The 7767-nt window shown below is 32.2% G+C and carries 6 protein-coding genes and 2 pseudogenes; 4 read left to right on the top strand and 4 right to left on the bottom strand.

Annotated elements, in window-relative coordinates; translation table 11 throughout:
* A pseudogene (locus V5787_RS09445) lies at window positions 1–91 on the bottom strand (IS1595 family transposase); the annotation flags it as partial.
* Between the two features lie 226 nt (window positions 92–317).
* Between V5787_RS09445 and V5787_RS09440 the strand changes: the two are divergent.
* Both V5787_RS09440 and V5787_RS09435 read left to right on the top strand, forming a co-directional pair.
* Window positions 318–1088, top strand: coding sequence for a DUF4292 domain-containing protein (locus V5787_RS09440; RefSeq protein WP_336892988.1), 771 nt, complete (start codon window positions 318–320; stop codon window positions 1086–1088).
* Window positions 1088–2353 (top strand): peptidoglycan DD-metalloendopeptidase family protein, encoded by a 1266-nt coding sequence (locus tag V5787_RS09435; RefSeq protein ID WP_336892987.1) that lies wholly within the window; start codon window positions 1088–1090, stop codon window positions 2351–2353. Before V5787_RS09440 ends, V5787_RS09435 begins: the two co-directional genes overlap by 1 nt.
* A 41-nt stretch (window positions 2354–2394) precedes the next feature.
* Here the strand turns inward: V5787_RS09435 and V5787_RS09430 are convergent.
* Window positions 2395–2902: pseudogene (locus tag V5787_RS09430) on the bottom strand (acyl-CoA thioesterase).
* Window positions 2903–3587: 685 nt separating this feature from the next.
* Here V5787_RS09430 and V5787_RS09425 point away from each other — a divergent pair.
* Both V5787_RS09425 and bioB read left to right on the top strand, forming a co-directional pair.
* The gene (locus V5787_RS09425) at window positions 3588–4748 is read left to right on the top strand and encodes a beta-ketoacyl synthase N-terminal-like domain-containing protein (RefSeq protein ID WP_336892986.1); all 1161 of its coding nucleotides are present in this window, start codon (window positions 3588–3590) and stop codon (window positions 4746–4748) included.
* Window positions 4749–4829: 81 nt separating this feature from the next.
* Window positions 4830–5939, top strand: a complete 1110-nt coding sequence (gene bioB, locus V5787_RS09420; protein WP_336892985.1) for a biotin synthase BioB — start codon at window positions 4830–4832, stop codon at window positions 5937–5939.
* Window positions 5940–6603: 664 nt separating this feature from the next.
* Here the strand turns inward: bioB and V5787_RS09415 are convergent.
* Window positions 6604–6840 carry a helix-turn-helix domain-containing protein gene (locus V5787_RS09415; RefSeq protein ID WP_336892984.1) on the bottom strand — a complete coding sequence of 79 codons (237 nt, stop codon included), beginning with the start codon at window positions 6838–6840 and terminating at the stop codon, window positions 6604–6606.
* Between the two features lie 277 nt (window positions 6841–7117).
* Window positions 7118–7767, bottom strand: a 650-nt coding sequence (locus tag V5787_RS09410) for a leucine-rich repeat protein (protein ID WP_336892983.1), incomplete at its 5' end; no start/stop codon positions are given.

Raw genomic sequence — 7767 nt, 5'->3', positions numbered from 1 at the left:
ATTTTATTTTGGCTAAATAAGCCTTACAAGCTTCATCATTTGGTAGTTCTTTTATAAAACTCAGTATATTTTGACCTTGAAAAACATCCATATCTGTTATAGTTAAGGACACTAAGATACAGAAACTAAATGACTAACTCAGCAAATTTATTATCAACCACTCTGAAATTCATTCGGTATAACTCAATTAATATTTCCTTCTCAATAAAAAAATTTACTGTTAAGTAACTTTTATGAAATAAAAAGAAAGCCAAACTTCATAAAATTGTATCTTGCCTGCGTTAGAAATAACAGCAACTGATATTATTTTTATTATTATGAAACTACAGCATTTACTGTTTATAATTCCCTTTGTTTTGATTTCTTGTGGAGGTACTAAATCCATTACTAACCGGGCTGATATCAGAAAAGAATCATCCAAAAAAGTCTTAAAGAAACATTCAAATAGCAAGTTTAATCAAAACACCTTAAGTGCAAATTTAAAAGTCAACTTAAAAGTTTCGGGGAAATCTCAGGGCATGAACGTAAAGCTAAGACTTGAAAAGGACAAAACAATTTGGTTGAGCGGTTCTGTATTCGGATTTTCTATAGCAAAAGCAATTATCACTCCCGATAGAGTAAGTTATTATGTGAAAATAAACAAAACCTATTTCGATGGGGATTTTTCTGTAATTAATCGATTATTGGGTGTGGAATTAGATTTTAATATGTTACAAAACCTTTTGCTAGGTGATGCTTTGTTTGAAATGAAAGCAAAAAATTATGACTCTAAAATCGACCAACAGGCACATCTTTTAACCCCAATTCAGGGAAATGAATTGGCAGATTTACTCTTTTGGATTCATCCAATCAATTACAAAATTGAGAAGCAAGAAATTCGAGCTTTTGAGAAGCATAGGTTTTTATCTGTCGAATACAAAAACTACTCAGAAATAGAAGAAACTTTTATTCCCGGAACTGTAGAAATCGTTGCGAAAGATTCGAAAAACAACGCAGTAATTCAATTGGATTATAAGGCTGTTAAATTGAACGAAAATTTATCTTTTCCATATAAAATACCTAGTGGTTATAAAAGAATTAAAAAATAATGTCAATCTATACTCTATCTGTTTTTCAATCTTCAACTTCTGGTAAAAGAAGAACGACTCTAGCTGCTTTTGTTTTTTTTGCCTTTTATTTTTTTTGCCTTTCAGCCTATGCGCAAGAACCAACACAAAAATCATTAGAATCTAAAAGAGCCAGATTGCAATTAGAGATCAAAAAAATAAACTCTCTTTTATTTAATTCTAAAGCGGAAGAAAAAAATATTTTGAATGAGGTGTCCGACTTAAATAGAAAAATAGAAGTTCGCTCTCGCTTGATCAGAACCATCCATCAAGAAACGGCTGTTTTAAACAAAAACATTAAAGCTAACCAAACAAAAACTAAAGAATTAGAAAAAGAATTGCTCCTGTTAAAAGAGGATTATGCAACGATGATTTTTATGTCTTACAAAAGTAAATCCACGCAAAGTAGGCTGCTTTTTATCCTGTCATCAGAAAGTTTTTATCAGGGATACAAACGATTTCAATATATGACTCAATATACGGAGTTTAGAAAGGACCAGGGCTATGAAATAGTTGTTCAAACTGAAAAATTAAAGGTTATAAATGACGATTTAAAAGTTCAGAAAATTGAAAAACAAAATTTAATTTCAGAACAAAAAGAGGAGCAGTCTAAAATTGAAATCGAAAAAAAGCAACACGAATATTTAGCAAAAGAAATCACAACTGAAAAGAAAAAATACACAACGCAAATAAAAAAGAAGCAAAAAGAAGAACGAATAATGGATAGACAAATCGAGAAATTAATTCGAAATGCAATTTCTACATCCAATAAGAAAAACTCTACTGAGGAATCTTCTAATTTTATATTGACACCTGAAGCTAAAGAATTGACCTCTAAATTCACTAATAACAAGGGAAAACTACCTTGGCCAGTTAACAATGCTCTAGTTGTTAGAAAGTATGGTAAAATTCCTCATGAGAGCGTTCGAGGTATAACTATTCAAAGTAACGGAATCCATATTGCTACGGATAAAAAAGCAAGAGCGAAAGCTGTTTTTGAAGGAACGGTTTTGGCTATTCAAGTTAGTTCAAGTGGAATGAAAACGGTTTATATTCAACACGGGAATTATATCTCATTGTATAGCAACCTAGAGACTGTTTCTTTGCAAAAAGGTGATAATGTTAGTTTGCAACAAAGCATCGGAGAAATACACACCGATAAAGTAACGGGTAAAACCCTCTTAAAGTTTCAAATTTGGCGAGATACCAAAACAGAAAATCCCACTGATTGGTTATTGCGTTTATAAAAGGGGATTCAAGAATCCTGTAGCAAGGAGCAAAAAAATATTTATTCAAACAAAGCCTTTAATTCTGTAGCATCCTGAGGTTTTATTTTTCCTGATATTAACAAACTTAATTGACGTCTTCGTAATGCTGCTTTAAAACGTTGTTTCTCTAATTTTGTTTCTGGGATAAGTTTTGGAGTTTTTACTTTATTTCTTTTATAATCAACCGCTACAAATGTATAAACACATTCATTTACTTTTGTACGCTCTCTAGAAATTCGATCTTCTAACCAAACATCAGCATATACTTCCTGAAGAACCAAAATCCCTAGAAACCTTCGCTTCTATAGTCACTGTACTTCCCAGAGGAATTACCTTGGTAAAAACGACATGATTTACAGAAATAGTAACTGCAATTTGATTGGAATGACGTTGTGCAGCAATGCAACAAATACGATCGACACGAGACAACAGTTCTCCTCCAAACATTTCATTTAATCCATTCGTATCACTGGGAAATACCAAATCTGTAGTTATCGACAAGGATTTTTTTGCTGTTTTTGATGTCATAGATTCGCTATTTTGATTGAGGAAGTTACGAAAAACAGCAGAACTTACCCTGCTAAATAACGTCAAAAAAGAATTGTCTGATTTAATAATAAACAACACCATTTTAACATTTAAATGACGCATTAAATTCGTTTCTTTTTCATTCATATTTCACACAAAAACAAAACCGTAACGGTGCTATGCTTCAATTTTTATTGCTTATCTAAATAAAAAATATTCCAAATTATTATTACGTCATTTAAAAATAAAATTGGTATTACGGTCTAAATTCAATTATTTGATTTCATCAAATTCTAGATTTAAAAGTATGTTCATCCGACACTATTGGTCGTATTTTTTCTGAGAAAGTGTCTTTTGTAAAAACGACATACAGACTAAAGGAATTTGTTTTCAGATTTGTAGTTGTTCCGTTTAAATGGACACGAAAATCTCGTTAAAAGATACTGAAATTATACACCGAAAAGGAGTATTACTTGCTTAAGCTTGGCAACCTGTTGATAAAACAAGCGCTCAAGCATCGATAAGCTTAAGACGCAAGATTAACTGACCGACACGTAATTAGACAACTATTGTTGCGCTTTTAAAAGAAATTTGGGGCTTTATTGAGTGTTGGAGTTTCGGTAGTATATTATGTGTCAAAAGTAATTCTTATCCTTTATATTTGTGCTTTAATTGTGTCGTACGAATGAATAAAAAAATTTCTATTACAGGTTTGTCGTCAATTTCTAGTTTGGGAAGTAATCCTCATGAAATTTGGCAGCGTTATTTGAACAGGAAAAGTTTTGTAAGCTTAAAACAGTTCGAGAAATTTCAAGCATATGTAGGAGCTATTTCTGAAGTCGAAAATAGTAAGATTAATCAGCTTAGGGCTTCTGATTCAAAATTTAAAGATTTGGATCGAAGTGTATTGTTGGCGATGTATGTGTCGAGAAAAGCTTTGAAACAAGTAGCGTGGGAAAGTAATTTTGGTGTAAATTTTGGCTCATCTCGGGGAGCGACAGAATTGTTTGAAAAGTATTATTATGAGTTTAGGAATAATGAATATGGGAAAACAGCAACTTTAACTTCTCCAACGACTACTTTGGGTAATATTGCTTCATGGGTTGCTCAAGATCTTAAAACGAACGGACCCGACATAAGTCACTCTATAACTTGCTCTACGGGACTACATGCTGTTTTAAATGGTGTTGCATGGATTCGTTCAGGGATGTCAAATACTTTTTTAGTAGGGGCAAGTGAAGCTGCAAATACTGAATTTACGATAGCTCAAATGCAAGCGTTAAAAATCTATTCAGCACCTAAAAAGGCAGAATATCCTTGTAGAGCATTGGATTTCGAAAAAAAATCAAATACGATGGTTTTAGGTGAGGGGGCCGTGGCGATTTGTTTAGAAAAAGGAGTTTCTGAAAATTCAATTGCTGTTATCGAAGGAGTGGGATATGCAACAGAAATGTTAAAACATAATATTTCTATTTCGGCCAATGCTGATTGTTTTCAAAAGTCTATGAAAATGGCTTTGGATGAAGCTAATTTATCAAAAGTAGATGCAATTGTAATGCATGCTCCAGGAACGATTAAAGGTGATAGTTCTGAATACAATGCAATCGTAAAGGTGTTTGAAAAAGAACTGCCTATTCTTACAACCAATAAATGGAAAATTGGGCATACACTTGGTGCTTCAGGCTTGTTAAGTTTAGAATTTGCAATTTTAATGATGCAATATCAGCAATTTATTCCAGTACCCTTTGTAGAGGGAATGAAGACTACCAAACAATTAAAAAAGATCATGGTAAATTCTGTCGGTTTTGGCGGAAATGCAGTTAGTATTTTACTGAGTTCCAAATAAAAGGTTTAGATCTATTTATGGAGGATGTCATAAATATGATAATATTAATACGTACTTTTGAAGCTTTAAATTAAGAAAATCATGAGTGAAGTAAGACATAATTGGACGAAGGAAGAGATTTTAGATATATATAATAAACCTTTAATGGAGTTGTTATTTGAAGCAGCTCAAGTACATAGATTACACCATGATCCGAATGCGGTTCAGGTATCTACTTTATTGTCTATAAAAACGGGAGGATGTTCTGAAGATTGTGGTTATTGTCCGCAGGCTGCAAGATATAATACTGGAATAGAAGGAAATGATTTAATGTCAGTGCAGCAAGTAAAAGCACAGGCTTTAAGAGCAAAGGCTAGTGGCTCTTCTAGAGTGTGTATGGGGGCTTCTTGGCGTAATGTTAAAGACGGGTCTGAGTTTGATGACGTGTTAGAGATGGTGCGTACAATAAATAAGTTGGAGATGGAAGTTTGCTGTACTCTAGGTATGGTTACTGAAAATCAAGCAAAAAGATTGGCAGAAGCTGGTTTATATGCTTATAATCATAATTTAGATTCGTCTGAAGAGTATTATAAAAAGGTGATCTCTACTAGAGGTTATCAAGATAGGTTGGATACGATAAGCAATGTGCGTAAAACAAATATTACAGTTTGTTCTGGCGGAATTATTGGAATGGGAGAAACAATTGAAGATAGAGCTGGCATGTTGGTAGCTTTGTCTACATTAAATCCTCATCCAGAATCTACACCTATCAATGCCTTGGTAGCAGTAGAAGGTACTCCATTGGAAGATCAAAAACCTGTAGAAATATGGGAAATGATTAGAATGGTAGCAGCTACTAGAATTGTAATGCCTGAAACTCAAGTACGTTTGTCGGCAGGTAGAACTCAAATGAGTCAAGAAGGACAAGCGATGTGTTTTTTTGCAGGTGCTAATTCTATTTTTGCTGGGGATAAGTTGTTGACAACGCCAAACCCTGATGTAAATGAGGATATGAAGTTGTTTGAAAAATTAGGGCTAAACCCTATGAAGCCTTTTACGAAAAAGGTCCAGCCTAGAACTATAGAATCAGAAAATTCAGAATTTTTAACGAAAGGAGAAAATCCAAAATGGACACGTCCTAAGCATAAAATTGAACGAAATGAGGAGGCAAAGCTGAAGGGGAAAAAAAGTAGAGCTCAGTTAAAAGAATAGACTCTCGAAACAGTTTGCATCTTTATGTCTATTGAGTTCATTGTACTGACGTAAAAAATCGTTATTAATTTTTGATATTATTAATCTCCATTTTTTAATTCAACCCCTATCGTTTCTTTATTCGTTTTGTAGTCGATATTTTTTTTGACCTATTCATTGTTGAGTATTTATGATTGCTTTTTAAAGCAATTTTATTAAAATAAATTCCTTTGGATGGAGTCTCCTTGTGGGGTTATTTGTCTTTTCGTTTGTGCCTTTTTTAAAAGAGTATGGATGTGCAAAGTATATTTTTAGGTTTATGTTGTTATTTTATTTCTAGCCACTTAACCTCCGTTGCCATAAGTCATAGGTTTTTTTCAATATTTGTTTAAGTTTATTTGTTTTTAGAGAAAATATTTTAGTTATCTGGTCCGATTTTTACTTTGAAGATTAAAGTATATCTTGATTTATCCTCAACAATTTCCCTTGGCTTATTTTTGCCTTTTACAATAACGAAATCACCTTTCCAATGTCTAGTTATTTCTCTAATTTTAATGTGTTTAGGATCTATTATCAATACGGACTTGATTGATGTAGAACAAACACTCACAGTATTTGCCGTTAATGACTTGTATTCAAGGTTGTAACGCAACAGATTGTTAATTTTATAGGTTCAATCAATTACTCAAATATAGGCGTTTATTTTACCCTTATTTCGTTTGTTTAAATAGTCGTCTTTTGCATTCCAATTGGCGAGGGTTGCACAGTAATCTCCACCCCATTTATTGACTTCTCTGGTGATAGTAGAACGCGACCTATTTAGCTTTTTTGCAATATAAGTTTTAGCCTTGTTTTCTTGTAATAATGTCTCAATTACAACACGTTCTTTTAACGATAAGCGGCTATGTGTTTTTGTTTTCATACAACAAATTTAAGATTTTGATTTGTTGCGTTAAGTTCTTGAATTCAAGTCAAGATTTGTTTTCCACTAGCTAACGTCAACGAGTATGATGACGTAGTGTGGCTTTATCATTTAAACTATAAATGTAATAATGGGTGGGTTTTGGAATCAAAAAATTTTGCTAAAATAGTGAAATTTGATTCTGTCCAGATAAACGAACTACAATTTATCTCAATAAAAAAAGGCTCCTAAATAAATTAGAAACCTTTATAAATTAAAATTTTATATTTTGAACCAACTACAATTTCACAATCTTTTTTGATGTTTTTCCTTGACTGGTTTCTACTTCAAAAATATAGATGCCACTTGATAAGTAACTAACATCTATGGTTAAACTTTTTTCGGAATATAAATACTTACCTAATACGGTAAAAATATTTACTTGTTTAAAGTTTAATGTACTATCTAAAGTTATATATAACATATCTTTAACAGGGTTTGGATAAAATTGCACGGTGTTTTCAGTATTTATATCTAAGGAACTTAATGTCTCCGAAATAGGCTTAAATTCTTTCCAAATGTTAGCTACTTCATAAGAAGACAGCGTACCTTTAGGTATAGTTAAAGCAATGTTTCCTAAAGTTAAATCATAAAACACATTTGAATTTATAGCTAATGGAGTTTGCCAATTTACCTCTACAATTGTTAAACTTGAGCAGCTTCTAAAAGCATAGTCTCCTATACTAGTTACGGAATCAGGAATATTGACATTCGTTAAGTTTGAACAATTATAAAAAGCAAAATTACTTATACTAGTAATTGTATAAATTATGTCTTCAATGTTTACCGTTTCTGGAATTATTAATGCGCCTGTTGGACAAGAATTATATTTTTCTACTGATACGTATTTATTTTCTGAATCTATAACGATATAGCTTAAGGTTCCGT

The organism is Flavicella sp. (assembly GCF_037132785.1).
In the GTDB taxonomy this organism is placed as follows: domain Bacteria; phylum Bacteroidota; class Bacteroidia; order Flavobacteriales; family Flavobacteriaceae; genus Flavicella.
This window is presented reverse-complemented; position numbering and strand designations above follow the sequence as displayed.